Source organism: Candidatus Pantoea carbekii (genome assembly GCF_000971765.1).
GTDB lineage: Bacteria > Pseudomonadota > Gammaproteobacteria > Enterobacterales > Enterobacteriaceae > Pantoea_A > Pantoea_A carbekii.
Genome location: NZ_CP010907.1, coordinates 448,674 through 475,627, shown reverse-complemented (window position 1 = coordinate 475,627; position 26,954 = coordinate 448,674). Strand labels below are relative to the sequence as shown.

Sequence of the window (26,954 nt, the reverse complement as noted above, 5' to 3'; positions counted from 1 at the left end):
TAATTATAATCGTAAATTTTAATGGCGTAAACGAAGCATCTTTAGTTGTTTCCTAATTGAAGCGGCTAGTTCATCCATAGAAGGTTGTTCAGGGTGTTCGAATGAAGTTTCAATGGTTAATTGAATTTCAGCTATATAAGTATGTACTTGCTCTCCCTCCTCATCTTCCATGACAACATGGTACCATGGAGCAGTGCGTAACGATTCAGATGCACCCATTTCTTCAAGCTTAGGTTCATCTAACGAATACTCTGGATCTACATCTACAATTACACCAAGCACTCCAGAGAGACGATGTCGCACTTGCTGTCCAATGCCAAATTTACTAGCAATCATTATTGTGACCTCCTAAATCTGTCTTCTGATTTCTATGATTAGAAAAAAAAGACAGCGCTTTTAAGCCACATTTTAAGCAAATAAGCAATGAATAAAAACCTCCCAAATATTATCAAATATCTAATTAAATGCACTATAGACGATAGTGCAATAAAAGTTACTTTGTAGATTGCACAAATCACATATGCAACATCATCATTGGTATAAAAATAAAAATGCGTACTATTTTATTGATTGAAAATGAATAAAATAACTATGATTGATACTCGTCATTAGTGATTAATTATAAACATCTGACCGTCCTTGGTAAACCAGCAATTTTAACGGCTTGTTTTGCTGGACCTTTAGGAAATAAACGAAATAAGTATTTGCTACTTCCTTTTTCTTGTCCATGTTTTTTTTCTAGGTATTTTACTAGCATACGCACTGTAGGCGATGTATTAAATTTCTCATAAAATTCGCGTATAAAGTAGATGATTTCCCAATGTGCCTCGCTTATCAGCATGTTTTCTTGTGTTTCAGCAATGAATTGTGCTACAGTTTCAGTCCAATCTGCACTATTTTTTAAATAGCCTTCTGTATCAAAAAAAATTTCTTTGTCGCCAGAAATCACGGCTATACCTCATTTTCATGAAAATACATTGTTTGAATTTTCAACTCCTTAAAATAATATATTTTATAAAAAATTATCATTAATCTTTATTAGCAGCTAAACCTAGCAAACTGACAAAAATATTATATAAAGATACATAAAGACTTACTGTAGCACGAATGTAATTAGTTTCACCACCATGAATGATATTACTAGTTTCCCATAAAATGGCACCTGTAGAGAATAAGATAAATAGTGCACTAATAGTTAGATGTAGTACAGTTAATTGCAAAAACATATTAACAAGCGTGCCTATTAATAATAATACGCAACCCACTAGCATTGTACCACTTAGAAATGACATATCACGGCGTGTTGTTAATACATAAGCAGAACAACAGAAGAATATTAGAGCAGTACCTCCTAGAGCCATAGCAATTACGTCTCCCATGCCTGAATACAAAAATGAATTCAGAATAGGTCCTAAACAATAACCTAGAAAACCAGTAAACGCAAAGGTGGCTAAGATACCCGCTGGATGATTTGCTAAACGATATGTAAGAAACATTAAGCCATAAAACCCCGCTATCATAAGTATAAAACCGGGCGAAGGTAAATGGTATATTGTACTCAACGTTGCAGTAGCAGATGAAAAAGCTAGAGTTAGCCCTAATAAAAAGTAGGTATTACGTAATACCTTATGATGGCTAATTAATGCTTGGTGTTTTAATGAGCTAATAATTCTGTCCATTATTGATGATCCTATATGTCAGTGATGAAATTCTATATTAATAAACTTAGGTATATAGAATATCATTCAATAGATAATTGTTGAACACAATAATATTAAATATTATCGAATAATATTAAATATTATTAATCACTAAGCGTAAGTCAAGTTAGCGTACGCGGTAGTCTTAGGACAGCAAAGATTTTTACTTTTCTTTACATGAATAATTGCATTGTGAAAAAATTTTGTTATCCTATATATAATAATATTACAGACATAGTCAAATAACAATCTAATAAAAAAAGCATAAATTTTTTAAAGAAAATACATCAATGTAATATTTACAATATAATTCTATGTGTTTATACTAATAATAGTTGTTGGAGGAGTGGCCGAGCGGTTTAAGGCAACGGTCTTGAAAACCGTCGATGGGAAACCATCCGAGAGTTCGAATCTCTCTTCCTCCGCCAAAAATATCTAAAAATATTTAAAATCGCAAAATAATTTTGCATAAAGCGCAATTTAAAAAATTATCAATTTTACAGAATTTTGCTAAATTCACTTTATTTTTTTCAATGTTCATATTTAAGTCAGTTAAAAAAAATTCATTATAATTTGCACTGAAATATTTAAAATTTTATTTTTCCATTTCCCTTTTAAAATTCTAGCAAACATACAGTTATTATAGCACTATATCACGTCAAAGCTACATAACTTTTAATTAACGATAGATTTTAAAGACAGTAGTTTTGATACACACTTAATCATTGATAAATCTATTATTTTAAATTTATATAATTTAATAAGATTTTTGAGTTAATATTTAATTCTTCGTAATTAAAATAAATTGATGATATTTTATAGATTTAAGCATGCGCAATTTTGGTTAGCTGAACAATATTATCGACATATTTGTATTTTACTATTGATATTGGTAGTATAATAGGAATGATTGTTATTTGCTTATCTGATATGCTGATCTAAGTACATCAAATAAGCTGAAAATTAAAGTAATATCATTTTAATAAAATTTTCAAATTAACTTGGCATTAACATGATTTAATCATTACGTATGCAATTATTGTTTTACTGATTTATGTTTTAAGATTAGATGTTCATTTAATATTAATGCAAATTTTGAATTGTTAACAAAGAAACAAAAACATTTTACTATTCATAATACAATAGTCAATACTAAATTTTAAGATTTAAAAATTTTGTAATTGTGATCAATTTCTTTTAAATACAAATCTATTTTTAGTTAATGTAATATGTTTTTATAACCCCATTAATTTGGATATTTAATCTACTAATATTATTAGTACTATCATTTTTATATTTTTAAAATTTAATTATCAAAATTTTTTGATATGCATATTTTTATATTAAAAGTCTACTCAATATACATGAAAGTTATTATGTATCATTCTGTAAAAAAATTATTTGTCTCTTTAAATCTCAGTCAATAATCATATTGATTGATGTTTAGTTGATAAAAATCAAACTGTAACATAATGAATTTATTTGGTATAGTTATTAGAATCTATTTAATATCTTATTAATTAATAATTTTAAATAAATAATTAACATCTTGGATTTGATAAAATAATTAACTCATTATATATTATTGAGAATAAGCAGCTTTTATTTGCATAATAGTGTTCCTAAATATTTCTGCCTGTACTTTATCATCTAACATTTGTATATATCGTTCCATACTAATTATTACTTTACCTGCATCAGCTTGCCCCATCATTTTTAGCATAAATGTTACTATCATTTTAAGACATGCAATTTCATTTCCTAATTTTTTTATTTCTTGTGAAGTTAAAAAATTTTGATTACCCATCTTTTAATCCCGGTATAAAGCGTTAAAAAAATATTTTTACGTGATGTAAATTTTACAAAAAATATCTTTAAAAATACATATTCAATATTTATTAATAAAATTAATTATTTTTTTTAAAATAAGGAACTATAAAATTTATAATATCTATCTTTAAAAGTCTAAAATAGATAATTTTAATAAATTAAAATTCCATGAATATATATCGTTTATTAACAAAAACACTATATATTTTTCTATAAAATATACAAGATTAAACTTTTAATATTTACTAATGATTTGAATTTATTTGGTTAGTGATAAAATTTTTTATAAATTGCAATCTATAAATCTTTCGGTAACAATTTTTATTGTGTTTTACTTATTTTATTTATGATAATTTAATTATCAACTCTAGTTACATAAATTAATATTAAGTAGCAATTATTTTTAATATTTTAAATATATCAATATATAACCCTATGATTAAAATTATGTGTATTGATTTAGATATTTATTCGAATTTTTAATTCGATAATTTCATCTGTCTAAAAATATAATATTCTACTAAATAATCAATAATACAAATGTATCTAATTATCGATGATAAATAATATCTATCAATTAGATATTATTTATCATCGATAATAACATGCAATGTTAAATAATTCATATATAATTATTATTAATATATTTATATGTATTTAAAATTATATCCATGTATTCTACATCCAAGATACATGTATATAAAATAACTAATTAATAATTTTGAACATTTTTAATGAAAAATTTTTATATATCAAAAATGTCTAAACAATATTTATTAAATAATATTAATTATCCTTGCAAATTAAATTATATCATGATTATCACGATATAATCCTAACAAATAGAGGTTTTAATTAGCAGTGAATGATTCTTTTGATTTTAAAACTTTTTTGAGTAACGTAACTAATCAAATGGGCGTATATCGTATGTATGATAAAATAGGTACAGTTATTTATGTTGGTAAATCAAAAAATCTCAAAAAAAGATTAAGTACCTATTTTTATACACAAGTAGATAATAAGAGAATTGAAGTTCTTGTTAAAAATATTCAAAATATTGATGTTACTGTAACACATACTGAAATAGAAGCACTATTGCTTGAACATAATTATATTAAACTTTATAAGCCGCGTTACAATATTTTGCTTCGAGACGATAAGTCTTATCCCTATATTTTCCTAAGCAATGATCAACATCCTCGTTTATCTATACATTACCGTAAAAAACATTTAAAAGGTGAATATTTCGGACCTTTCCCGAATACTTCTGCAGTACGTAAAACTTTAAATTTTGTACAACAAATATTTGCCATTCGATTGTGTGAAAATAGCGTTTATCGTAACCGATCACGTCCATGCTTACAATATCAAATAGGTAGATGTCTTGGCCCATGTATAGATGGTTTGGTAAGTCAAGAAGAATATATACAGCAAATAGATTATGTTCGTTTATTTCTCTATGGTAAAGATGATCAAATAATAGCTCACTTACTAAAACGCATGCATATGTATAGTTCAACTTTGCGTTTTGAAGAAGCTGCACGATTACGTGATCAAATACAAGCACTGAGCCATATTACTGAAAAACAATTTGTATCTAATCAATGTATTAATATTGACGTTATCAGTGTAGCTTACGATTGCGGTGTAATGTGTTTACATATATTATTTATTCGTGAAGGTAAAATATTAGGTAGTCGCAGTTATTTTTCGAAATTACTTGATAACGAACTTAATAATGTTGTGCATACTTTTATTAGTCAATTATATTTACAAGGAGATTCTAATTTACAAAGTAATGATATTGATCATTTACCAACTGACATTTTATTGGACTTTAATTTAACGCAACGATATCTATTAATAAATAGAATAAAACATTTATTAGGTCGTAAGATTAATATTCAAGTAAAGCCTTCTGGTAATAATGCAAATTATCTTAAATTAGCACGTACTAACTCTGTTAGTGCATTAAAAAGTTATCTTGCAAAGTATTTTACTATTCAGAAGCGTCTTGTCGAAATGAGTACTTTTTTTAAGATTGCTGCTATTAAACGCATAGAGTGTTTTGATGTTAGTCATAATAATGGACAACAAACAATAGCATCTTGTATAGTATTTGACGAAAAGGGTCCTTTACGATCTGCTTATCGTCGTTACAATATTGTAAATATTACTCCAGGTGATGACTGTGCAGCAATAGAGCAAGCATTAAATCGTAGATATAATAAAATAAAAGTAAATAATATTCCTGATGTTATCATTATTGATGGAGGGAAAAGTCAATTTTCAAAAGCAAAACAAACATTTAATAAATTAAATATATTTCGTGATAAAGGTCATCCTTTTCTGATAGCAGTAGCAAAAGCTCGTAATAGAAATGGAAAAAAAGGATTAGAAACTCTATTTTTTGAAGCTAAACCAAAGGGGTTATGTTTACCATGTCATTCTTCTGTACTACATCTCATACAATATATTCGAGATCAAGCGCATCAGCACGCTATTTCCGGACATCGAAAAAAACAAGAAAAAGTAAAAAATAGTAGTTTATTAGAAAAAATCAAAGGAATAGGCCCAAAACGTCGACAGTATTTGCTTAAGCATATGGGAGGGCTTCGATTGTTGATGAGTGCAAGTATTGAGGATATTGCTCAAGTTCCAACCATCTCATTGGCTCTAGCGAAAAGAATACATACATCATTTAAGTCTTAATTGAAATTATCAATAGATAAATTGAGTAATATTATATATGTTTTGCTTTCTTTCACTATATTTAGACAAGGTATTATGGCATATGCAATTCAACATTCCAATTTATCTTACCTTGTTTCGAATTTTCTTGATTCCTTTTTTTGTATTTACATTTTATTTACCATTTTATTGGTCATCATTTCTTACTGCATTAATTTTTATGCTTGCAGCTATTACTGATTGGTTAGATGGTTTTCTAGCTCGACGTTGGAAACAAACTTCACGTTTTGGTGCATTCTTAGATCCGGTTGCTGATAAGATCATGGTAAGTGCAGCATTAGTTGTAATCGTTGAATATTTTCATATTTGGTGGATAACATTGCCTACAGCTATTATAATTACTCGTGAAATTATTATTTCAGCATTACGTCAGTGGATGGCAGTAATTGGATATCGTAATAACGTAGCAGTTTTATGGATTGCAAAGGTAAAAACAATATTACAAATGTTGTCGTTGTTTGTATTATTATGGCATCCTACTACTATTTTTATAGTAATTGGTGTCATCATATTTTACGTTGCTACAACATTAACTTTTTTGTCGATGTTTCGATATTTTAGAGCAGTATGTAATGATTTATTAACTATACTTTTTAGAAATATACGCTGAATTAGAAGGTAAAGATAATAATTTTTGAAATTTATGAATAAATTTGTTGACTCATTGTTAGATATTAGTAAACTATCTAAAATAGTACAGTGAGATTCTTTTCAGAATAAAGAAATTTAATGCTTTGGGATAAGAATATCAAATATATACAAGAAGATATAATCTTAGGTGCATTTAATTTTTTAAAATAAATCAGTGGTTTTAGTCGTATACAATAATAAATTTTTATATTATGTGCGGGAATAGCTCAGTTGGTAGAGCACGACCTTGCCAAGGTCGCGGTCGCGAGTTCGAGTCTCGTTTCCCGCTTCATTTCAAATTTTATCTCATGTAACACTAAGGCGTGTTGGCAGAGTGGTTATGCAGCGGATTGCAAATCCGTTTACCTCGGTTCGATTCCGGGATGCGCCTATTCATTCTTATAATTTTGCCCGAGTGGTGAAATTGGTAGACACAAGGGACTTAAAATCCCTCAGCTTTATAGCTATGCGGGTTCAAGTCCCGCCTCGGGCATATACGGATATTTAATACTTGTTAGTACGTGTTTTAAATTTTCTAGGTAGAAGAATATAGTTTTAAAAAACTTTAGATTCTATTTAGTTTTTTGCGTTGAAGTTACATTGTTATTACTCCATATAATCTTACTAGATTTTATTTAAATATAATCAAAATTTTTTTTCAATTTTATTTATTAAAAATTGATATATTATAAGCAGAATTATATGATAAATAATATTCGATTAAATGCTGTTTTTTAAGTATAAAATTTTGTTTTAAATTAGAAGTTTCAATTTTTATTGAATATATAATTGTAATTTATTAATCAAAATCATCACAAAAAACAAAGTTGATCACATAAAAACACAAAAATTAAGGTACATAGATAAGATCTAGAAATGATAAGCAGGAATAGATATCATGTCAGTATTACATAATCTTATTTGTAATAAAAAATTGAAGCAGCGCATGTTAGATGAAACTGAAACACGCATTACTGTTTCTTTTTATAAATACTTTCAGATTATTAATCCTAATGTATTTCGTGATTCTTTATATGTTTTTTTAAATAAATATAGGGTATTTGGTCGGATCTACATATCCTCTGAAGGAATTAATGCGCAGATTAGTGTACCGGCGAATTTATATGAATCAATGAGGCAGATTTTATATACTTTTGATCCAGCACTTCATAATCTACGAATGAATATTGCGTTAGAAGATAATGGAAAATCGTTTTGGGTTTTACGTATAAAAGTCCGAAATCGTATTGTTGCGGATGGTATAGATGATAAAGATTTTGATCCAAGCAATGTAGGTAAATATCTTAGTGCTTCAGAAGTGAATAGTATGTTAGACGATCCTAGTATATTATTTGTTGATATGCGTAACTACTATGAATATATGATTGGCCATTTTGATAATGCTATTGTTGTACCTGCTTCTACATTTCGCAATCAGCTACGTATGGCAGTCAATATGTTACAACATTATAAAAATAAAAAAATAGTAATGTATTGTACGGGAGGAATTCGTTGCGAAAAGGCAACCGCTTGGATGAAATATAATGGGTTTAATGATGTTAATCATATTGAAGGAGGGATTATTGGTTATACACGGAGTGCATGGCAGAAAGGTTTACCCGTGCGTTTTAAAGGAAAGAATTTTGTTTTCGATGAACGGATGAGTGAACGTATCTCCGATGATGTTTTGTCGTATTGTTATCAATGTTCTTTACCTTGTGATGTCTATACAAATTGTAAAAATAATAACTGCCATTTATTATTTATTCAATGTTTGGTGTGTGCCCAAAAATATAATGGTTGTTGTTGTTTACCATGTTATCAAAAAATTACTTCTATAGTCTGAATAGTGTCATCAATATTATGTAAGAATTTTATTATACAAATTAATATAATTGTATTTATTTGTCTGTTTAGAATGATAGGTGGTGTTTTATATTAAATTTAATTTGAAATCTAGAAAGTGGATTTAAATAGAATACTAAATAGCACTGTATGAAAAAGGCACTTTGAGGTGCCTTTTTCATACAGTGCTATTTAGTATTCTATGCTAAATTAATGCTTACGATTATCATGTAAATAATGTTCTGTAGATTCTATTTTTGCAATACCAGCCTCAAGTATTGAAATAAACTGTCTCGCTACGTCTGTAGTCAACCAATAAGTTGGACCGATATCAGCTTCTTCTCTTCTTTGATCATGTGATGATAACGAATGAAGACGAATCATCATAGCATCATAACTATCTACAGTACTAATATCCCATCCAACTAACGGATGAGCTTGAATAACATCATTATTTTGATCCATTACAACCTCCTTAAATTACCCGTTAAACACAGTACTCCCCAAGGTTTAATGCGGTTGTCATATATGTAATAATAAGAACATTGTAACACAAAGAAAAAATGGATATCATATTAATAGCATATACAAAAAATATACAGTAACATATATTTTAAAATGTCATGTATTAATTTATATTAGTTTACTAATATAAAAGAATTACTAATAATCTATATCTAATAATAGATAACAAATTACTAAGCCAATTATAAAATAATTAACACTTTGAACATATTAAAAATTAAATTTTAACTAAATGCAATTTATAAATAGGAAATAATTTTTTTTAATATATATTTACAAATACATTTTAAAATATATGCATACCTAATATAAAACAAAAAATACAAAGAAAATACTGGCAAGATCATTATTTGCTGATATTAATTAAATTTTGTCATAAATATCATCTAAATGTATCACTAACACTGTGAATATCACCTACAAAAAAGACAAAATACCTTCATCAAAAACATATTTACATATGAAATCAACATAACAAACAGAAAATAAATTGACCAACAGCAAGTTATTTAAATTAATTTTTTCAATTATATATGCTGTGCTGATATTTTTTATTTCTGCTGTACTAATCTACAAAGGTGTATATATCATACATACAATCACACCTCTTCTCTATGAATCTAAATGGATTTGAATTAAATTTCAACATAGTTACTCTTAAGCGATCAACAATTCTTATATAAGATAGCATGAATTTGGAAATTGTATTCTTTCATAAAACAATAAACACTATGTTATAACACACCAATTCAAAATTTGACCAGAAAGAAAAGGAACTAATGTATTATTTAATAAATTTTTTTTTACTTTCCATGGTTTACGTATTAATCTTAATGTCCCGCTATTTAATGGTAAACCATAAAAATTCGGACCATTCTCCGAACAAAAACTTTCAAAATAATTCAATGCATTTAATTCCTCAAATATAGTAGCATACGCCACTAACGCATTAGGAGCACTGAATATACCTGCACACCCACAACTAGTTTCTTTGAAAGAACGTAGATGAGGCGCTGTATCACTACCAAGAAATACACGGCAATGACCGCTAGCAACTAATTTGCGTAATGCATTTTGATGAATATTGCGTTTTAAAACTGGTAAACAATAAAGATGTGGACGTATACCACCTACTAGCATATCATTACGATTAAACATCAAATGTTGTGGTGTAATTGTTGCACCTAATAATTCATTGCCTGAAGCTATATATTCAGCAGCTTCTTTAGTGGTAATATGTTCCATAATTACTTTTAAACCCGGAAAACTATTACGAATAGGTTCCAAAATAGTCTCAATAAAACGAGCTTCGCGATCAAAAATATCAACACTCAAATCAACAACTTCACCGTGTATCAATATTGGCATACCAATTTTTTGCATACGCTCTAGTATTTTTGTGATTAAAGTAATATCAGTAACACCATGGTTAGAATTAGTAGTACTCTGCGCTGGATAAAGTTTAGCAGCTATAAAAATGCCGTTTCTATAACCTTCCTCAAGTTCATTAGGACTAAGCGAATCAGTAAGATAACATGTCATTAAAGGCGTAAAAGTATGTCCTTTAGGCACTAAACTTAAAATACGATCACGATATTCTATTGCAGTTTTTATATTACTTACAGGCGGTAATAAATTTGGCATAATAATTGCACGACTATTGATAGCACTAGTATAAGGCAAAACAGCAGCAAGCACATCGCCATCTCGTAGATGAACATGCCAATCATCAGGACGACGGATAATAATTTCTTGAGGCTGATCTATCATTTTAGATGACAGTCTATTTTTTAGATGCAATGTTAATAATTGTCAATAATATTAAAAGGTTATGCAGACATAGCATATACCTATTTCCAATAAATTTAAATGCCATATACTATTTTAGTATTGTATTATTTTAAATAAAAATTTTAAACTCAAAAAATGTGCTAATTTGTTACCTTCTGGAAGAAAATGCTCATATAAAAAATATACATTAATACTATTATAACTTAAATAATAAAACAATACTTACAAACAGAACACATAAAATTTTTTGTATATAGCTAGTAAGTGTGAATTAAATAATCTATTTATTGTAAATAAAATATTTATTATTATTAATATGTATCATCATGTTAATAATAAACAGAGATTTATAATATATTTGCTATATGTTTAAAAAACATGTACAGCAAATTTTAAAGGTTAACACTGAGAATGCCTAATAATTATCCTGGAATTAACGTATCAATACGTACTAACATTATTGATTATAGTATATTATATAATTTTAATTTAATTAATTATTAACATTGTTAATGAATATAACATTGCTTTAAATTATACAAATTAAATCAAAAATTAAGAATCTAATTGTTATGTATATTGAGTTAAATAACTAGATATTTGATAATCGATATATTACTTCTGTATTACAAATATATTTGCAGGAATACCTCTTAATTATGAATCTACTGAAACCTCTAGTTGCGATTAGCTCAATAACTTTGTGTTCCCGCGTATTAGGATTTATGCGTGATACAACTATTGCTTATTTTTTTGGAGCCAGTATAGCAACAGATGCTTTTCTTGTAGCTTTTAAACTACCTAATTTACTACGCCGTATCTTTGCTGAAGGCGCATTTTCACAAGCTTTTATACCAATTTTAACTGAATATAAAAGCAAAAAAGGAAATAAAGCAACTCGCTTATTCATTGCATCTATTTCTGGATTATTGATTTCAGTACTTACCCTAGTTAGTATATTAGGAATCATTATTGCACCACAGATTATTATGATCACAGCTCCTGGATTTGTTGATACTGCGGATAAATTTAATTTAACTAGTTCTTTACTACGTATAACATTTCCTTACATTTTATTTATTTCTCTGGCTTCATTAGCGGGATCTATTCTCAATATCTGGAACTATTTTTCAATACCAGCATTTACTCCAATATTTCTTAATATTAGCATAATTGATTTTACATTCTTTCTTTCATCATATTTTTATCCACCGATCATGGCACTAGCTTGGGCAGTTTTAGTTGGTGGTATTTTGCAACTTTTTTTCCAGCTACCATACCTCAAAAAAATTGATATGTTAGTACTACCGCGTATTAATTTATATAATACTGGCGTTTGGCGAGTGATACGTCAGATGGGCTCAGCTATACTAGGCACGTCTATTACACAGATTTCGTTAACTATTAATACGATTTTCGCCTCTTTTCTTATATCAGGTTCACTGTCCTGGATGTATTATGCTGACCGAATAATGGAATTTCCCTGTGGGGTTTTAGGTGTTACATTAAGTACTATCTTATTACCTTCATTAGCAAAAAGTTTTGCTAACGGGAATAATAACGAATATTCTCGTTTAATAGATTGGGGGTTACGCCTGTGCTTTCTATTAGTTTTACCTAGTGCAGTTGCATTAGCAATTTTATCGGGTCCACTGATTATAACGTTATTTCAATACGGTAAATTTACTTCTTTTGATGTTATAATGACACAAAGTGCACTAATTGCTTATTCAGTCGGATTGATCGGTATAATCGTAGTGAAAGTTCTTGCGCCAGGTTTTTATTCTAGACAGGATATCAAAACACCAGCGAAAACTGCTATTATTACGTTTATAGCAACACAAATCATGAACTTAGCATTGATCATGCCACTAAAACATATAGGTCTCTCACTTTCAATTGGTTTAGCTGCCTGTTTTAATGCGATGCTACTTTATTGGGAATTACGTAGAAAAAATATTTTTCGACCGCAAGCCGGTTGGTTCAGATTTTTAAAACAGTTAGTCATAGCAGTAATAGTTATGGCTTTAGTTTTATTGGGCATATTACAATTTATACCTTCTTGGCAAGAAGGACAAATGACTTGGCGTTTACTACGATTAGCAATAGTGTGTATTGTTGGTATTAGTGTTTATTTTTCAACCTTAGCTATACTAGGTTTCCGCACAAAAGATTTTATTTATCGTACGTCTATGTAGAAATAGACTATAATTTTAAAGTATGAAAATTGCATTATTAAAAATAATAGTACATTATTAAATTTTATGTCCCAATGGCTATTATTATTAATTTAAATTAATCATATTACTAGTTCTACTATACTTATTAAATTAAATTTTTTAGTTGTATTTAATTAAACAGATTTAAATTTAATTGCTTTTTCTCAATGTTAAATATTAACTTCTTAAAAACTGCAGCAGGCTCGAATACATAAAGCCTGCTTAGTTGTTTTGTATAATATATTTTTTATTAATAATTTATACTTTCTGGCTTACTAATTGGTGCAGTAACATGATGAGTAGCACTATGGCCTCCGGCGGAACCTCGTCCTTCAAAATTAAAGGGAACACGTACCCAATTACAAATACTATAGCGCATTGGTTCTGATGTCCAAACAACAGGACTAGTCACTCTAGTAGTAGGTGCACAAGCATAATGATTAAAGTACATTCTTACATCAAATAATTGAAAAGGTGCATTTGATTTACTAACAGCAATTTTTTCCTGCATAGGAGATCTAATAAAACAAAAAAGATTTTCAATTTCAATTTGAGTGTTAACTTTCGAAATAATTACATTAGCATTAGATTCAGCTAAATTAGTTAATATTAGATTTTTGTTATCTAATACTACATTTGCAAAATTAGATTGTATTTTTTTTGCCTTAATTTTTAGCTGTGCTTTATGTACTATTCTATTAGTAGATGTTAATGCAGTAGTTGAATTAATTAATGCATATTTTTTATTAACGCGATTAACTACTTCTTGTATCGAGGAATTTTTTACTAATGCCGTTTTTGCTAAACATTGATTAATGGAATAATGAATCAAGATTTTCGCTGACGCAATTTCAGATAAAGCAGAAGCAGTTTCTAAGGACATCGTAGAAATTGAATGATTCTCTTTTTGGTTATAATAATAGCCATAATAGTTACGGCGACGATGTCCACTAATGCGAAGATGACGATGAGAACGACCTAAACGACGCGATAAATTAATAGTATTATAATGATTTTTACTTTCATATCGAGTCTTATTTTTAAGAGAAAAGGATGGTTTTTCTTGTTTATACAAAATTATTTTATCTTGTATAGTATTGAGAATATTTTTGTAAAAAATGCTCTTTGAAAGTTTAATTGTATACTTATTTTTGTTAAAAATATATTGTAATTGCATTAATTCATAATATTTACAAAGTGGTATTATCAATCCCTGTATATACTTTTTTTCATGTTTGATATCTTTTACAATCACTTTAACTGGTGTTTGATTTTTTATAAATTTTTGATCATGTGTTATAAAATAACCTGTGTGTTTTTGATAATAAGAATTTTTTTCTGTGATTGTTTTTTGATCTTTAGAGTTATGGTAATTTTTAACAAATTTTTTTTGATACCTATAAGAGCGGTTATCCCTAAGTACAGAATTATATACTTTATTAACTTGAGTATTTTCACAATTCTTTAAAAGATTTTCATGATATTTTTTATAAAAATTTTTATTAAAGCATTGCATGTATTTTTTTCTAAAAAATTGAAAAATTTGATTATTTTTTTCAATTAGTGCAGAAATTTTTTTACTTTTATACAGCATTTTCAGTATATGAGACAATCCTCTCACCAAAATCATCAAAAGCCGTGTTAATAATAATAATAACGTCGTAATTTGTAATTTGAAAATAAATATTTTCTTTTTTATTATATTCATTCTTAAACGTAATTTTGATATTACAAAAGCATTCACAACAGACTGATGGCTGTATAATCTCTGCGGCTGTTGTATGTATTGCTCTTCCCAAGATGCTGTTAATTGTGTTTCATGTATTTTTGGCAAATGATAACTTGGAGAAAGTGTTTCTTCTCCTTTACGTATACGAAATACAGAATAATGTGGTGTTTCAATATCGTGATTTGGAACTATAACTGTGCGTATACCTCCTTGACGTTTTTCGATAGCATTCACTAAATCACGTTTCTCATTTAACAAGTACGAAGCTACAGGTACCGGTACAATAGCATGAACCTCTTTAGTATTATCTTTTAAAGCTTCTTCCTCAATTAAGCGAAGAATAGATAATGATAGTGATTCATTATCTCGAATAGTACCTGTACCGTTGCAACGAGTACATACATGATAACTTGATTCACTTAAAGAGGGACCTAAACGCTGACGTGACATTTCAAGTAAACCAAAACGTGAAATGTGACTCATTTGAATTCTTGCACGGTCTTGACGAACTGCTTCACGAAGTCTATTTTCTACCACTCGCTGATGACGAATTGAAGTCATATCAATAAAGTCAATTACAATTAATCCACCTAAATCACGTAGTCGAAGTTGACGTGCTATTTCATCAGTTGCTTCCAGATTGGTATTCAAAGCAGTTTCTTCTATATCACTTCCCCGTGTTGCACGTGCAGAATTAATATCAATAGCGGTCAATGCTTCTGTACTATCAATAAAAATTGAACCACCTGATGGCAAACGGACTTCACGCTGAAACGCAGATTCAATTTGCGATTCAATTTGATAGTGGCTAAATAATGGAATCTCTCCACTATAAAGTTTAATTTTACTATTAAAATCTGGACGACCTAGTTCTGCAATATGTTGATGTGCAAGTTCAAGTACCTTGGGATTATCAATAAGAATCTCACCTATATCTTGTCGTAAATAATCACGAAATGCCCTAACAATAATATTACTTTCTTGATGTATCAAAAATGGTGCTGGACGGCACTTTGCAGCCTCTTTTATTGCTTCCCAATGCTTGAGACGAAAACTAAGATCTAATTGTAGAGATTCAGCGGATTTGCCTACACCAGCCGTACGTACTATTAAACCCATACCGTCTGGTAACTGTAATACAGACAGTACTTCTTTTAATTGGTTACGCTCGTCTCCTTCTATACGACGAGAAATACCACCTGCATGCGGGTTATTTGGCATTAGTACTAAATAGCTACCTGCTAATGAAATAAAAGTAGTTAGCGCTGCGCCTTTATTAGCTCGTTCTTCTTTATCAATTTGAACTATAATCTCTTGATTTTCAAAAAGTATATCTTTAACGTTCGGGCGACCATGTACGGCATAGTGACTAGGAAAATATTCTCGAGCAATTTCTTTTAAAGGAAGAAAACCATGACGAATGGCACCGTAATCAATAAATGCAGCTTCAAGACTAGGTTCAATACGGGTTACTTTTCCTTTATAAATATTAGCTTTTTTTTGTTCATGTCCAGGAATTTCAATATTTAGATCGTAAAGATGTTGTCCATCGACCAAAGCAACACGCAACTCTTCTTGCTGAGTTGCGTTAATTAACATTCTTTTCATCGTAGCTTACTCGTTATTCTCACATAGTAGTGATAAAGCTGCAAGCATCGTCACCCTAGACCAGAATTAACCTATCACGCTTAATACAATGTTGTCAGCATCAACTTTCTTTACAGTATTAGCGGTTAAGAGGGCGAAAATCTTTTCGGTCGTTTATTTTTCATAAGAAAATTCAGCACCTGACTTGAAGGTGGAAAAGTATTTTAAATTATTCAAAGATCCACGCATACTAGTCTGTCGTCTAGGCTACAAATTGCAACTTGATAACTGCCTGATTTAACATACTTTTATCGCCATTATTGAGTATGTCTGTTTCATCTGGCATAATAACTTTTTTTCGTTTTTTCTTGCTTACTATCTTTTAAATAAGAAATGCCAATATTATTCCATTGCCACCTAATATATAGCAAGACGACTTTTCTTCACTTATGAAATTTATCCATAAACTTTTTATATATGCATAAAAAAATAAAAATTTTCATAAAATTTAATTTGTTACATATTTTGTATCTGAAATGCAATCGCAAAAACAGCTAATGATTTAAGAAAGAAGCATTGATATTCAATGTTAATATATTAAAATTTTTATACATGAACATATTAATATTAAAATAATGGTGAAAACTAATAATATTCCAGTAAAGTTGATTGCTATTAAAGATGAAGACATTGATCAACGAATTGATAATTTCTTATGCACTCAACTTAAAGGGGTTCCAAAAAGTATGATTTATCGGATTATACGTAAGGGAGCAGTTCGAGTAAATAAAAAACGCATTCAGCCAAAATATAAACTTCAATATGGTGATCAGGTTCGTTTACCGCCAGTGCGTATTGCTAAATGTAAAAGATATGCACAATTATCACCGAAATTATATAAAATAGCTGCTATTACTAAAGCTATCTTATATGAAGATGATTATCTAATGATTTTAAACAAAATGGCTGGAATAGCCGTACATGGTGGAACTGGTGTACAGTTTGGTATCATTGAAAGCTTACGGGTGTTACGATCTGAAATACCTTTTCTTGAACTAGTACATCGGTTAGATCGAGATACTTCTGGTATTTTGATGATTGCAAAAAAACGCTCTGCACTACGTTCATTAAATCAACAATTACGTGAACAAACCATTAAAAAAAGTTATATTGCTTTAGTAAAAGGTGATTGGCCACCCTCTCTTCAATTGATTCAATTTCCTCTATTAAAAAAGAGTTCACAGAACAGTGAGTATATGGTATGTGTTAATATGCAAGGTAAACCATCGGAGACATATTTCAGAGTGAAAGAACGTTTTAGTTTTGCAACATTAGTTCATGTAACTCCTATAACTGGCCGTACACATCAAATTCGCGTACATGCCCTACATTGTGGTCATCCTATTGCTTGTGATAATCGGTATGGTGATCGTGAATTTGATGATCAATTAACAAAAAAAATTGGCTTATCTCGTCTATTTCTGCACGCTAGTGTTATTAAATTCGTACATCCAAGTACTAAAGAAACTATGAAAATAAAAGCTCCTTTAGATAATATTTTAAAAGACTGTCTCTTTAAATTACGCCAAAAAAATATTGATAATTAATATTTGGTATATAATACGTATACATTTATTTCTATTATCTTAAGATCGCTATTAATTAGTTTAAATAGATAAAAGTCAATTTCATTAAATTAATATAATTTGTCTGTCGTTCAGTTCAACTAAATTAATAAGTTATAATTTCAATATAAAAATAGATAATTTTATAGGTTTTAGATTATTTAGCATAATTAAATAATCTATTTTAAAATCTAATGCAAATTTTTAGAGAATAGAACTGCTATTTTTAAATAAAAATTTAAAATATAAAATTGATTTAATATATATAGTAACTGAATTCTTTTTAAATTAAATAAAAATTATAGCGAATATATTATTCAAATTTTTAACAATCTTAAATTTAAAGATATTATATAACGTAATAAATTGTACAGTATTATTATTTTATACAAAAAATTTTTTTTAATATAGTAATACACGTGATTACTTTTAAATTAATCCTAATTAACTTAATTTACTATTAATACAAATTATGATATGCTGAATACACAAAGTATATTTATGAAAATAAATGAAATATATATGATATATAGTATCAATTTTGTGTATAGTGTTTCTGCTTTTTAAATAAAATATTTTCATAGTAATTTAATAAGTTTATAAGATAAATTATGATGCATTTTTATAACAGAAGAAGTTACTTTCATCATTATACAGTTTATTTTTTTATTTATAATAATAATTAAGGAGTAATTTCAATATATGGCTGTACAGAAAAATAAACCCACCCGTTCTAAAAGAGGCATGCGTCGTTCCCATGATGCTCTAACTATAATGACTTTATCAACAGATAAAATCTCTGGTGAAATTCATCTACGACATCATATTACAGCAGATGGTTACTATCGTGGTAAAAAAGTTTTAAATAAATAAATCTTACTATTAAACAATATGATATCATTAACATTGTTAACTTTAGCAATAGATGTAATGACTAGAGACTGTAGTCCTAATGTGACAATACCTGCAGTTTTACGGGTATTATATTCTCATCTAACATTGATTCTTTTCTTATTTGGTAACCGGAATGTTATTTGGAACTTTCTTAAGAAAGTAGATGACTCAATATTAGATTGTATACAGGTGATCCCTGCAATATCGATTGTTGATAGTAATATTAAACCTTTAATAACAATGCGAAATAATTGTGGTAGTTCAATGCGATTAGCATTAAAATTAATCAAAGACTGTAAGGCACAAGGCTGTATTAGTTCAGATAATACAGGTGTTTTAATCGCTTTGGTTAAGATTTTATTAAAATCAATAAAAGAAAGTATTAAGTTTCCTGCTTTAGTGACTGTATTACCACATCAGAAGCACAGCAAAACAACAATACTAGATCTCGGTTCAAATATGAATTCAGATAGTAAAATACCAGTACAGTTTGCCATTACGCGTGCGGTTATAACAAAAAAATTACTTGCACTTACCCATCTACGAGTTGCGTTACTCAATTTCGGTAAAGAAGAAATAAAGGGTTTAAAAAATATTTGTAACGCAGGTTCTGCACTACGTAAACTATCGGGAATCAATTATATTGGTTATCTTGAAAGTAATGACATTCTAGCAGGTAAAACAGATGTTTTAGTATGTAAAGGTTTCACCGGTAATATTACTTTAAAAACAATAGAAGGTATTTTGAGAATATTTTCTCCCATAGTTCAATGCACACAAAAAGTAGAGAAATGTCATTTTCATTTAAAATTATTAGAATGGTGTTTTGAAAAATATTTTAAAAAATGTTTTAACTATCTCAATTCCGATCATTATAATAGCTCTTGCTTATTAGGTTTAAAAAATATAGCAATTAAAAGCCACGGATCTGTAAATCAACATTTATTTGCTGTAGCAATTGAACAAGCAGAAAAAGCAGTACGACAGAAAATACTTGAAAGAATTTCTCTGCGTCTTGATGCTTTTTTAATAAAAAGTGACAAGGTGTTGTAGAATGTTTACTAAGATTATTGGTACAGGCAGTTATTTACCTGAACAAATTCGTTCAAATTCGGATTTAGAAAAAATGGTAAAAACCTCAGATGAATGGATTATTGCCCGTACCGGTATAAGTGAGCGTCGCATTGCAGCATCTGACGAAACAGCAGCAAGCATGGGATATCTAGCTGCTCAATATGCATTAGAAATGGCAGGCATTCATGCTAATGATGTAGATCTAATTATTGTTGCAACTACTTCCTCTAGCCATGCATTTCCGAGTTCTGCATGTATGGTTCAACAAATGCTAAAGATTGATGACTGCGCTGCTTTTGATTTGGCTGCTGCTTGTGCTGGTTTTATTTACGCATTAAGTGTTGCTGACCAATATATTAAAAATGGTTCTGTAAAATATGTGCTTGTAATTGGTTCTGACATGTTAACTCGAACTATAAATCCTAACGATCGTGGTACGATGATTTTATTTGGAGATGGTGCTGGAGCTGTTTTGTTAGCACCGAGCAAAGAACCGGGAATTTTTTCAACTCACTTGCATGCTGATGGTCGTTATAGCAATTTACTTGTATTACCTTACCAAGATCGAATATACGAAAATCAACCTGCTTATCTTAGCATGGTTGGCAATGAGGTATTTAAAATCGCTGTTAATGAACTAACGCGTCTTGTTAATGAAACTCTACATTTTCATAACATGACGCTTGAAATAATTGATTGGTTAGTCCCGCATCAAGCAAATATACGTATTATTAGTGCTACTGCAAAAAAGCTCGGCATGAGTATGGATAAAGTTATTGTAACGCTTAATCGTCATGGTAATACATCTGCAGCATCAGTGCCAGGAGCCTTAGATGAAGCAGTACGAGATGGTCGTATTAAACAGGGACAACTAATTTTATTAGAAGCATTTGGAGGTGGTTTTACTTGGGGTTCTGCACTTATTCGATTTTAATGAACGGGAATGTAGCATGACAGAATTTGCTTTTGTTTTTCCAGGTCAAGGATGTCAAACTATAGGAATGTTAGCTAAATTGGCTGCAGAAAATTTTCAGATCGAAAAAACTTTTTATGAAGCTTCTGATGTATTAGGTTACGATTTATGGCGCTTAGTACAAAAAGGGCCAATTGAAAAATTAAACAAAACTTATCATACTCAACCAGCTTTATTAGCTGCATCTGTATCGATTTACCGTATTTGGCAAAGTAAAAAAGGTATTGTGCCTTCTTTTATGGCAGGCCATAGCTTAGGTGAATATTCAGCACTAGTATGTGCTGGCGCATTAAATTTTACTGATGCGATAAAATTAGTAGAATTGCGAGGTGAAATAATGCAAGAAGCAGTTCCGGAAGGTACTTGCACAATGAAGGCTATTATTGGACTGGATCGTGAATCCATCCAAAAAGCTTGTAAAAAAAGTGCTCAAGATCAAGTAGTATGCTCGGTAAACTTTAACGGCTTCGATCAAGTTGTTATTGCTGGACATAATGAGGCAGTCAATCGTGCTGTTCAAAGATGTAAGGCTGCCGGTGCAAAAAGAATAGTGCCTCTTCAGGTTAGTATACCATCACATTGTAAACTTATGAAATCAGCTTCTAATAAGTTACAAGTAGCCTTAAAATCAATTGTGTTTAAAAAACCTATTGTACCAGTGATTAATAATGTAGATGTCAGGTGCGAAACGAATCCAGAAGCTATTCGTAGTGCATTAGTACGTCAGCTATATAACCCTGTACGTTGGACGGAAGTAGTAGAATTTATAGCATTACAAGGTATTAAGCATTTTTTAGAAATCGGTCCAAGTAAAGTTTTAACAGGTTTGACTAAACGTATTATCGATACTTTAAATGTAGCTTCAGTGAATGACCCTGATTCACTGACTGCCGCAATGACTCAGCAATTAGAGGGCAATTGATGAATTTTGCAGGTAAAGTAGCATTAGTCAGTGGTGCCAGCCGAGGTATTGGTCGTGCTGTCGCACAAACATTGGCTATTCGTGGTGCCAAAGTAGTTGGAACAGCTACCAATGAAAGTAATGCTGAGATCATTAGTGCTTACTTAGGGAAGATGGGTAAAGGTCTATTAATGAATGTAACTGATATAAATTCTATAAAAGTTATGCTGAAGACGGTTAGTACTGAATTTGGTGGAATAGATATATTGGTTAATAATGCAGGTATTGTACGCGATAACTTGTTAGTTAGCATGAAAGAGGATGAATGGTTGAGTACTTTGAATACTAATCTTACATCTATATTTTTTCTTTCTAAAGCAGTAATTCGTCCTATGATTAAAAAACGTCTAGGTCGTATTATTAATATTGGTTCTGTAATTGGCAGTACCGGTAATATCGGACAGACGAATTATGCTGCAACAAAAGCAGGCTTAATTGGTTTTAGCAAATCATTAGCAAGGGAAGTTGCATCACGTGGTATCACTGTCAATGTTGTAGCACCGGGTTTTATTGACACTGACATGGCACATGTGCTACGTAAAAATCAATTTGATAATATCATTTCGAAAATACCTACAGGTCGTTTGGGACGATCACAAGATATTGCTAATGCCGTTGTGTTCTTAGCTTCTGACGAAGCTGCTTACATTACTGGTGAAACTTTACATGTTAATGGTGGCCTGTATATGGTATGATGATATTAATAAAATATTTCTGTTACCTTGTAGTATTCTACTGCACATACCGCGGAATAACGTAAACTTTTGGTTAGGCGGTTAATCGTGATTTTGTTGCATCTTTTAAAATATTTTATACACTACGAAAACCATCGCGAAAGCGAGTTTTGATAGGAAAATAAATAGTATGAGCGATATCGAACAACGCGTTAAGAAAATCGTAGCTGAACAGTTAGGTGTTAAAGAAGATGAGGTAGTTAGTACTGCCTCTTTCGTTGAAGACTTAGGCGCTGATTCTCTTGACACCGTTGAGCTGGTAATGGCTCTGGAAGAAGAGTTTGATACTGAGATTCCAGATGAGGAAGCTGAAAAAATTACTACTGTTCAAGCAGCAATTGATTATATCCTTGATCATCAAGCTGAATAAATATTTTTAGGCGATCAAAATGATCGCCTGGTTTTTTTAATACGTATTTATGCCTATATTGTTTAGCATTTACATCTCAAATTTGATGCAATATCTTTATCTTATTTGTTTATGTATATCTTAATTATTATATAGTACGCATAACTAATTTTGCTAATTTATCTATTTTAATAGATGCAATATTAAAATAGATAAATTTAATGGCGTATATCTGAAAGCAACCATTTTATTAGTAATTATGTATGCAGATATGATTTAGTTTTTTTATTTTTTGTATCCTGGAAAGTTTATAAATTTTAATGTCTTATATTGATAATATTATTAATATTTAAATTTAAAACAAGTTATTAAGATATCAATTATGTGGGTAAATGGTAAAAAAAAAGTTGAAGCGCTTGAGTATTCCCGTGCACTGCAATTTGGAGATGGTTGTTTTACTACTATTGCCGTAATTGCGGGTAAAGCTCTTATGTTAAAAGCTCATTTAAAGCGTCTTAGAGAGAATTGTGAACGCTTACTAATGAATGATCCTGATTTTATAAAATTAGAAAATGAAATTAATTCTATTGCAGTAAAACAAAAGAAAGCTGTCTTAAAAGTGATTCTTATAACATCAGACGGGATGAATGGAAGAGGTTATAGCCGTGGATGCAATCATGCATCAACACGTATTATTTTATTATTACCTTGGCCAACACATTATATTAAATTACAAAAAACAGGAGTACGTTTGTTTACAAGTCCAATACGATTAGCAAGAAACCCGTTTTTTGCAGGTATGAAGCATTTAAACAGATTAGAACAAGTGCTCATTCGTCAACATATTGATTATAAAGGTGGTGATGAAGCGTTAGTACTAGATACTAAAGGAATAGTCATAGAATGTTGTACAGCCAATTTATTTTGGCGTAAACAAAATGATATTTACACACCATGTTTAAATGAATCTGGAGTCGAAGGTATCATGAGAAATTATTTTATAACACAGCTTGTAGCTTCAGGCCAAGTTTGTAATATAGCAAATTATAGTAGAGAAGATGTACTTCAGGCCGATGAAGTAACGATTTGTAATGCTTTAATGCCTGTTTTACCTGTATATGCAATCGATAATGTTTATTTCAATACCGGTTTACTTTATAAACAATTTTATGAAACTTGTTGCAAGTATTATAATCTGCATTGCAATGATCATGACTAGTACATGAATAATAGTAAGTTTGATTTTCGATTAACATTTTTTGTGATAAATTTTTAACATGAGATACAAAATCGTTATACGCTACATCGAAATATCCAATATATAAATTGTAATATAGACATGTTTTTACTGAGAGAATATTTGGTATTATAAATTTACGGAAAGTACTTTTACACATGATAGCAATTGGTAAAGAAGCGCAACTTCTATACAATTGATTCAAGGATATTATTTAAATATATTAATTAGCAGAAATATACAGTTCTCTCTATATGAAAATGATTTTAAAAAATGAGGTTCGTCACCGCAGTAATAACGGTACTAATAAAAATAAATTTCAATTTGTTAGCAACTCTATTCAATCTAAATAAATTATTGAATGCAGATGATATTAATAGTGTTTTTTGTTATAGCAAATATTTGAAAAATGAATAAATTCATTAAAATTTAGCAAGGCATAGAAAAAATCTATGCATAATATATGTACGGTCTAATCAGTGTAAAATTAATTTTGAAGAAACTCCAGGTTAAATAAAAAAAGATGATGTGTTATATCTTCTGTGCTTACAAAAATATTTATTTACTATTAAAATTATATTTCAGACTAAGCCGACAGTTATTTATGAGATATGGTATTGCTAGATGTTATTTAAGGATGACTAATTTATAAATAACGTAAACATACTTATTGAATATCTTATTTAATAATATTAATAAATTATAATTAGACATTATTAATATCCCAAAATGATGTTAAAAAATAAGCAGTGCATGTAGAAAAAACTAGTTATCTATCTATATTAAATGGTCAAGGTGTACATACTGTTCGTACTAAATTTAATTAATTACTAAGTAAAACAATACGATTGTATCGAATATCAATGCAATAAAAAATGAAAAATCAATTTATCGTTATTGAGGGTATAGAAGGCGCAGGTAAAACTACTGCGCATGAAGCAGTAATTGCTATTCTGCACGAACATGGTATTAATAATCTTATTGTTACGAGAGAACCAGGTGGAACTCCGCTCTCTGAAAAATTACGTATTTTAATCAAACATGGTGTAGATGGAGAAACAGTTACCGATAAAGCAGAATTATTAATGTTGTATGCTGCTCGTGTGCAGTTACTAGAAAATGTTATTAAACCAGCATTGTCACGAGGTGATTGGGTTATAGGAGATCGTCATGATCTTTCTTCGCTAGCTTATCAGGTAGGTGGGCGTGGTTTAGATATAAAATTAGTTAATACTTTGCGTAATATGGTGTTAGGAGATTTTCGTCCAGATTTAACGTTGTATCTAGATGTTAAACCTGAGATTAGTTTACAACGTATTCTGACTCGCAGTAAATTAGACCGTATTGAGCAAGAATCTCTTTGTTTTTTTGAACGTGTGCGCAACTACTATCTTTCACTTGTTTCTGGCGATTCAAAAATTGTTATTATTGATGCGCAACAAAGTCTTTACGAAGTAGAGTTGTCTCTTAGAAAAATTTTGTATAATTGGTTAGCAGGTAAGCATCTATGAACTGGTATCCTTGGCTAAACCCATCTTATAAAAAGATTATTGATCATCATCAACAAGGTCGAGCGCATCATGCGTTATTAATTTATTCTATTAAAGATATGGGTGATGATAAGTTAGTTTGGGGTTTAAGTCGTTGGTTAATGTGCCAAAAGCGAAAAGGATTGAAAAGTTGCGGCAATTGTCATGGTTGTCAGCTTATGCAGGCACATACTCATCCTGATTGGTATCGACTTGAAGCACAACCTGGACAAACATCTGTTGGTGTCGATGCAGTACGTCATATAGTAGAAAAATTATATCATTGTGCACAACAAGGAGGTGCAAAAATAGTATGGTTACCGTATTCATCACGATTAACTGAATCAGCAATGAATTCTATTTTAAAAATTCTAGAAGAACCTCCCAAAAATTGTTGGTTTTTTTTTAGTTCTATAGAACCTTCGTATTTACTTGTAACGTTACGTAGTCGTTGTATGATTATTTCTGTATGTCCACCAAGTGAAATAACGAGTTTGCAATGGCTAAAGATACAACAATGTACACAACCAACAGAAATATTAATAACAGCTTTAAGGCTGAGCAATGGATCCCCTGCTGCAGCATTGTCATTATTACGATCTAATCGTTGGTGTATAAGAAAAATTTTCTGCAAAAAACTTTTAAATTCCCTAAACAATGATGTGCTAGAGCTTTTACCAATCTTAAACACTGATCATATGAGTGATTATCTAAATTGGCTGATATCAATACTGGTAGATGTAATAAAAGTGCATTATGGGGCTAGCAATTGGTTGAATAATAGTGATTGTCAAGATATAGTAATGCAACTATCAAAAAAATTTAAGCCTAATTCTTTACAAGAAGACATACAAAAATGGATGAAATGTCGCAAACAACTTGAAGATATCGCAGGACTTAATCGTGAAATAATTCTAACCGATCGATTATTAACGTGGTCGAGTTTAATTACTCCTCTGACTTCATAGTTT

The 26,954-nt window shown here is 29.7% G+C and carries 21 protein-coding genes and 4 tRNA genes; 18 read left to right on the top strand and 7 right to left on the bottom strand.

All coding sequences use genetic code 11. The features are described from left to right. Positions 1 to 18 precede the first annotated feature (18 nt). The 3 genes from hspQ to yccA form a co-directional block, all read right to left on the bottom strand. Positions 19 to 336, bottom strand: a complete 318-nt coding sequence (hspQ, locus tag BMSBPS_RS01680) for a heat shock protein HspQ (RefSeq protein ID WP_022564694.1) — start codon at positions 334 to 336, stop codon at positions 19 to 21. 283 nt (positions 337 to 619) lie between these two features. Then, positions 620 to 949, bottom strand: coding sequence for a TusE/DsrC/DsvC family sulfur relay protein (locus BMSBPS_RS01675; RefSeq protein WP_022564693.1), 330 nt, complete (start codon positions 947 to 949; stop codon positions 620 to 622). A 79-nt stretch (positions 950 to 1,028) separates the two neighbouring features. Next, positions 1,029 to 1,679, bottom strand: a complete 651-nt coding sequence (gene yccA, locus BMSBPS_RS01670) for an FtsH protease modulator YccA (RefSeq protein WP_022564692.1) — start codon at positions 1,677 to 1,679, stop codon at positions 1,029 to 1,031. 361 nt (positions 1,680 to 2,040) lie between these two features. Between yccA and BMSBPS_RS01665 the strand changes: the two genes are divergently transcribed. Then, positions 2,041 to 2,128, top strand: a tRNA-Ser gene (locus BMSBPS_RS01665). A gap of 1,154 nt (positions 2,129 to 3,282) precedes the next feature. On the opposite strand, the gene BMSBPS_RS01660 is transcribed toward BMSBPS_RS01665, so the two are convergent. Next, positions 3,283 to 3,507, bottom strand: coding sequence for a DUF2594 family protein (locus tag BMSBPS_RS01660; protein WP_022564690.1), 225 nt, complete (start codon positions 3,505 to 3,507; stop codon positions 3,283 to 3,285). A gap of 884 nt (positions 3,508 to 4,391) precedes the next feature. Between BMSBPS_RS01660 and uvrC the strand changes: the two genes are divergently transcribed. The 6 genes from uvrC to trhO all read left to right on the top strand — a co-directional run bounded on the left by uvrC (position 4,392) and on the right by trhO (position 8,757). After that, a complete protein-coding gene (uvrC, locus tag BMSBPS_RS01655) occupies positions 4,392 to 6,242 on the top strand; it encodes an excinuclease ABC subunit UvrC (protein WP_046201118.1) in 1,851 nt (616 codons plus the stop codon). Positions 6,243 to 6,324: 82 nt separating this feature from the next. Further along, positions 6,325 to 6,891: a CDP-diacylglycerol--glycerol-3-phosphate 3-phosphatidyltransferase gene (gene pgsA, locus BMSBPS_RS01650; protein ID WP_046201117.1), complete on the top strand. Its 567-nt coding sequence runs from the start codon at positions 6,325 to 6,327 to the stop codon at positions 6,889 to 6,891. 236 nt (positions 6,892 to 7,127) lie between these two features. Then, positions 7,128 to 7,200, top strand: a tRNA-Gly gene (locus BMSBPS_RS01645). Positions 7,201 to 7,231: 31 nt separating this feature from the next. Then, a tRNA-Cys gene (locus BMSBPS_RS01640) sits at positions 7,232 to 7,302 on the top strand. Positions 7,303 to 7,320: 18 nt separating this feature from the next. Continuing rightward, positions 7,321 to 7,404 (top strand) — tRNA-Leu (locus tag BMSBPS_RS01635). A 405-nt stretch (positions 7,405 to 7,809) separates the two neighbouring features. Beyond that, positions 7,810 to 8,757, top strand: coding sequence for an oxygen-dependent tRNA uridine(34) hydroxylase TrhO (trhO, locus tag BMSBPS_RS01630; RefSeq protein ID WP_082085723.1), 948 nt, complete (start codon positions 7,810 to 7,812; stop codon positions 8,755 to 8,757). Between the two features lie 209 nt (positions 8,758 to 8,966). Here trhO and bssS read toward each other — a convergent pair whose 3' ends face one another. Further along, on the bottom strand, positions 8,967 to 9,221 hold the full coding sequence (gene bssS / locus BMSBPS_RS01625) for a biofilm formation regulator BssS (protein ID WP_022564686.1): 255 nt from the start codon (positions 9,219 to 9,221) through the stop codon (positions 8,967 to 8,969). 789 nt (positions 9,222 to 10,010) lie between these two features. Further along, positions 10,011 to 11,051 (bottom strand): dihydroorotase, encoded by a 1,041-nt coding sequence (pyrC, locus tag BMSBPS_RS01620; RefSeq protein ID WP_022564685.1) that lies wholly within the window; start codon positions 11,049 to 11,051, stop codon positions 10,011 to 10,013. A gap of 680 nt (positions 11,052 to 11,731) precedes the next feature. Between pyrC and murJ the strand changes: the two genes are divergently transcribed. Then, positions 11,732 to 13,270, top strand: coding sequence for a murein biosynthesis integral membrane protein MurJ (gene murJ / locus BMSBPS_RS01615; RefSeq protein WP_044170021.1), 1,539 nt, complete (start codon positions 11,732 to 11,734; stop codon positions 13,268 to 13,270). A 271-nt stretch (positions 13,271 to 13,541) separates the two neighbouring features. Here murJ and rne read toward each other — a convergent pair whose 3' ends face one another. Beyond that, the gene (gene rne, locus BMSBPS_RS04565; RefSeq protein WP_046201116.1) at positions 13,542 to 16,628 is read right to left on the bottom strand and encodes a ribonuclease E; all 3,087 of its coding nucleotides are present in this window, start codon (positions 16,626 to 16,628) and stop codon (positions 13,542 to 13,544) included. A gap of 617 nt (positions 16,629 to 17,245) precedes the next feature. On the opposite strand from rne, the gene rluC reads away from it, so the two are divergent. The 10 genes from rluC (at position 17,246) to BMSBPS_RS01560 (ending at position 26,951) form a co-directional block, all read left to right on the top strand. Further along, positions 17,246 to 18,214: a 23S rRNA pseudouridine(955/2504/2580) synthase RluC gene (gene rluC / locus BMSBPS_RS01605; protein WP_044170116.1), complete on the top strand. Its 969-nt coding sequence runs from the start codon at positions 17,246 to 17,248 to the stop codon at positions 18,212 to 18,214. Between the two features lie 720 nt (positions 18,215 to 18,934). After that, on the top strand, positions 18,935 to 19,105 hold the full coding sequence (gene rpmF, locus BMSBPS_RS01600; protein ID WP_022564681.1) for a 50S ribosomal protein L32: 171 nt from the start codon (positions 18,935 to 18,937) through the stop codon (positions 19,103 to 19,105). A gap of 18 nt (positions 19,106 to 19,123) precedes the next feature. Continuing rightward, positions 19,124 to 20,179, top strand: a complete 1,056-nt coding sequence (gene plsX, locus BMSBPS_RS01595) for a phosphate acyltransferase PlsX (RefSeq protein WP_046201115.1) — start codon at positions 19,124 to 19,126, stop codon at positions 20,177 to 20,179. Position 20,180: 1 nt separating this feature from the next. After that, positions 20,181 to 21,134: a beta-ketoacyl-ACP synthase III gene (locus BMSBPS_RS01590; protein WP_022564679.1), complete on the top strand. Its 954-nt coding sequence runs from the start codon at positions 20,181 to 20,183 to the stop codon at positions 21,132 to 21,134. Between the two features lie 16 nt (positions 21,135 to 21,150). After that, positions 21,151 to 22,095 (top strand): ACP S-malonyltransferase, encoded by a 945-nt coding sequence (fabD, locus tag BMSBPS_RS01585; RefSeq protein WP_022564678.1) that lies wholly within the window; start codon positions 21,151 to 21,153, stop codon positions 22,093 to 22,095. Beyond that, complete coding sequence (gene fabG, locus BMSBPS_RS01580) at positions 22,095 to 22,829, top strand: 3-oxoacyl-ACP reductase FabG (RefSeq protein ID WP_022564677.1); 735 nt, start codon at positions 22,095 to 22,097, stop codon at positions 22,827 to 22,829. The genes fabD and fabG overlap by 1 nt, the downstream gene beginning before the upstream one ends. Before the next feature lie 169 nt (positions 22,830 to 22,998). Beyond that, on the top strand, positions 22,999 to 23,238 hold the full coding sequence (gene acpP, locus BMSBPS_RS01575) for an acyl carrier protein (RefSeq protein WP_022564676.1): 240 nt from the start codon (positions 22,999 to 23,001) through the stop codon (positions 23,236 to 23,238). Between the two features lie 361 nt (positions 23,239 to 23,599). Then, the gene (gene pabC, locus BMSBPS_RS01570) at positions 23,600 to 24,436 is read left to right on the top strand and encodes an aminodeoxychorismate lyase (RefSeq protein WP_046201114.1); all 837 of its coding nucleotides are present in this window, start codon (positions 23,600 to 23,602) and stop codon (positions 24,434 to 24,436) included. Between the two features lie 893 nt (positions 24,437 to 25,329). After that, a complete protein-coding gene (gene tmk / locus BMSBPS_RS01565) occupies positions 25,330 to 25,965 on the top strand; it encodes a dTMP kinase (protein WP_022564674.1) in 636 nt (211 codons plus the stop codon). Beyond that, complete coding sequence (locus BMSBPS_RS01560; RefSeq protein WP_022564673.1) at positions 25,962 to 26,951, top strand: DNA polymerase III subunit delta' C-terminal domain-containing protein; 990 nt, start codon at positions 25,962 to 25,964, stop codon at positions 26,949 to 26,951. The genes tmk and BMSBPS_RS01560 overlap by 4 nt, the downstream gene beginning before the upstream one ends. Positions 26,952 to 26,954 lie beyond the last annotated feature (3 nt).

Bases quoted from the DNA above. Each gene is read 5' to 3' on its own strand.
- hspQ (WP_022564694.1), bottom strand. From the start codon at position 336: ATGATTGCTAGTAAATTTGGCATTGGACAGCAAGTGCGACATCGTCTC.
- yccA (WP_022564692.1), bottom strand. From the start codon at position 1,679: ATGGACAGAATTATTAGCTCATTAAAACACCAAGCATTAATTAGCCAT.
- BMSBPS_RS01660 (WP_022564690.1), bottom strand. From the start codon at position 3,507: ATGGGTAATCAAAATTTTTTAACTTCACAAGAAATAAAAAAATTAGGA.
- pgsA (WP_046201117.1), top strand. From the start codon at position 6,325: ATGCAATTCAACATTCCAATTTATCTTACCTTGTTTCGAATTTTCTTG.
- trhO (WP_082085723.1), top strand. From the start codon at position 7,810: ATGTCAGTATTACATAATCTTATTTGTAATAAAAAATTGAAGCAGCGC.
- bssS (WP_022564686.1), bottom strand. From the start codon at position 9,221: ATGGATCAAAATAATGATGTTATTCAAGCTCATCCGTTAGTTGGATGG.
- pyrC (WP_022564685.1), bottom strand. From the start codon at position 11,051: ATGATAGATCAGCCTCAAGAAATTATTATCCGTCGTCCTGATGATTGG.
- murJ (WP_044170021.1), top strand. From the start codon at position 11,732: ATGAATCTACTGAAACCTCTAGTTGCGATTAGCTCAATAACTTTGTGT.
- rne (WP_046201116.1), bottom strand. From the start codon at position 16,628: ATGAAAAGAATGTTAATTAACGCAACTCAGCAAGAAGAGTTGCGTGTT.
- rpmF (WP_022564681.1), top strand. From the start codon at position 18,935: ATGGCTGTACAGAAAAATAAACCCACCCGTTCTAAAAGAGGCATGCGT.
- plsX (WP_046201115.1), top strand. From the start codon at position 19,124: ATGATATCATTAACATTGTTAACTTTAGCAATAGATGTAATGACTAGA.
- BMSBPS_RS01590 (WP_022564679.1), top strand. From the start codon at position 20,181: ATGTTTACTAAGATTATTGGTACAGGCAGTTATTTACCTGAACAAATT.
- fabD (WP_022564678.1), top strand. From the start codon at position 21,151: ATGACAGAATTTGCTTTTGTTTTTCCAGGTCAAGGATGTCAAACTATA.
- fabG (WP_022564677.1), top strand. From the start codon at position 22,095: ATGAATTTTGCAGGTAAAGTAGCATTAGTCAGTGGTGCCAGCCGAGGT.
- acpP (WP_022564676.1), top strand. From the start codon at position 22,999: ATGAGCGATATCGAACAACGCGTTAAGAAAATCGTAGCTGAACAGTTA.
- pabC (WP_046201114.1), top strand. From the start codon at position 23,600: ATGTGGGTAAATGGTAAAAAAAAAGTTGAAGCGCTTGAGTATTCCCGT.
- tmk (WP_022564674.1), top strand. From the start codon at position 25,330: ATGAAAAATCAATTTATCGTTATTGAGGGTATAGAAGGCGCAGGTAAA.
- BMSBPS_RS01560 (WP_022564673.1), top strand. From the start codon at position 25,962: ATGAACTGGTATCCTTGGCTAAACCCATCTTATAAAAAGATTATTGAT.